This window comes from Bacteroides sp. L10-4, from assembly GCF_013373675.1.
Lineage (GTDB): Bacteria > Bacteroidota > Bacteroidia > Bacteroidales > Bacteroidaceae > Bacteroides > Bacteroides muris.
In genome coordinates this window covers 1-1,646 of record NZ_JABXJH010000133.1, presented here as the reverse complement: position 1 = coordinate 1,646, position 1,646 = coordinate 1, and the positions used below count along the sequence as shown (strand labels likewise).

The following is a 1,646-nucleotide window of genomic DNA, read 5'->3' as shown; positions in this document are numbered from 1 at the left end:
TAGGGTGTTCAGTTCTATGTTCCAAAATTAACTCGCATTATTGAGTGTTCTGGAACGCAGAGCCACCCGATTCGGAGATAGATTCTCCTTGGCCCAGAGATCTATGTCCTTAAGTTTAACATTGGCCAAGCGTACTTTGAAATTTTGTTTTTTAGCGTCAGAATAGACAGCGATTTTGGGATATAGCGGCAGCATTAGAATCATCGGTGTGAACCCGTGAAGTTTATTGGAAGATACCTTTGATTTCAATATACCGAATTCAGATTCAATTATGTCCGAGGAAATGTTTCGTATCTGCCTGCTGTCATTAAGCACAGCAGCCTGTCGTTTGAAATAATCCAGCATTCTGAGACCGACACAAGCCCGCCTGTTGGTGGCGTTGCCGATTAGATTCCGGATGATATGATGCTGACAAAGGGCGTTGGTTCTGAGTCCAAACCCTTCACGCTTGCAAAGAGTTTCAAGATAGGTTACGGACTCGACGCAGACACCAAGTTCGTCAATGAGGTCTCTATACTGAAGGAGAAAAGAATAAGCTTCCTTCATGTCGTCATCCAGGGAATCAAGACAACCAAGCATTTTCTGACCCCACGTGACCCATTCACGAAGATTCATGAACCGAGCCATGGCACGCATATTGGGAGGCAGAAGCCATGCCATGTCGGTGAGATGATATTGCAGCCTGATTTTGCCGAGTTTTTCGGTTAGTGACACAAAATCAGCATCCTTCCCATAGACATGCTTCATGCAGTTACCCAATGTGTGGCTTATGTCAAGATGATGGGCAATGCCTGCATCCTTAAAGCCGCCTACAAGATTATGCGCACCGTCGGATATACCATATTCCGGAGAACTTCCGGTTTTCTCAGAGGCTTTGTCAATGACCTCTTTGACATCATTCCGTTTGAAGCAGTTCCCGATGTGCATACCCAATATGGTGACATCATCATGACTCAGTGGTTTGCCTGTATGTTCAGCAGGAACACCCAGAACTACAAGAAGTTTCTCCTTGTTAATCATGATGCTTTCATCGATTATGTGAGCATACTTACCGCCTTGTGGAACATCATCCTCATAGACGGAAAGTCCGAGCTTGCGAACCCAGTTGGCTACAGAATTGTAGCACGGGAGCTTCCCCAATGGCTCTCCGGTAACCTCCTCAAATATCCCGATTATGGATATGACGGTTCGCAGTCCGCATCCTGTCCGTACATAGATCAGCACGCAAAGCATTATTAGCTGAATAGAGAATCTATGTCCGGGAACAGGCTCGAAAGCAACTTGCGTTGTTCTTCGGTCACGGTTATCATCGGCACGTCTTTTTTTTTGAGTTCTTTCTTCAAATCTGAGATTTTGGCTTTGTCAGCCTCCTTTTGAGATTTGAGTTTGCTTTTAAGCTTGGAGTTCTCTTTACGAAGACGTTTCAACTCCTGTTCCGGGGTCTCCTCGGGGATATTTGAACCTGATTTTTTCATTGCTTTTTAGTTGATTATTAGACTATAAAAAATACTAAAAATCAATGAATTATACAAATTTTCAATGTACTCCTTTGCGCTAAAATTCAATATTTTAAGCACGTATTTTTATTAAATTTTTAGGTGTTTTGAATGACGTTGTTCGGAACATCAAACTGAACACCCTAGTTA

At 43.1% G+C, this 1,646-nt stretch carries 2 protein-coding genes; both read right to left on the bottom strand.

What is annotated here, in order from left to right:
- Positions 1 to 27 precede the first annotated feature (27 nt).
- A complete protein-coding gene (locus tag HU824_RS19375) occupies positions 28 to 1,224 on the bottom strand; it encodes a hypothetical protein (RefSeq protein WP_304964676.1) in 1,197 nt (398 codons plus the stop codon).
- Positions 1,225 to 1,235: 11 nt separating this feature from the next.
- Complete coding sequence (locus HU824_RS19370) at positions 1,236 to 1,475, bottom strand: hypothetical protein (protein WP_176469741.1); 240 nt, start codon at positions 1,473 to 1,475, stop codon at positions 1,236 to 1,238.
- Positions 1,476 to 1,646: the final 171 nt, after the last annotated feature.